Raw genomic sequence first — 258 nt, 5'->3', positions numbered from 1 at the left:
ACTTAGCCTATCTTGTTTGGCTGTTACTTTTATTGCGTGCGTTAAACTTTCGGCGGGAATCGTAATAGTCATGCTACTAAGATTACTGGTGTAATCATCATTTGAAGCTATCCCACTTTTTTCTAGCGTAACGGTAATATCTTGGTAGGAATAGTGGCTTAACTCAATGTTACTGGTGTCACTATCCCCTTCTAAGACCACTTTACTGGTGTCGCTATAGCGAATACTTGGTTCAGAATCACTATCGGATAACGTCAC

At 40.3% G+C, this 258-nt stretch carries 1 pseudogene; it reads right to left on the bottom strand.

The features are described 5' to 3' along the window. Nucleotides 1-258: pseudogene (locus tag FTW16_RS05835) on the bottom strand (DUF1566 domain-containing protein); the annotation flags it as partial.

Origin of the sequence: Vibrio sp. T20 (assembly GCF_007858795.1) — a bacterium.
Lineage (GTDB): Bacteria > Pseudomonadota > Gammaproteobacteria > Enterobacterales > Vibrionaceae > Vibrio > Vibrio satsumensis.
The sequence above is the reverse complement of the archived record's forward strand: the minus strand, read 5'-3'. Positions and strand labels throughout refer to the sequence as shown.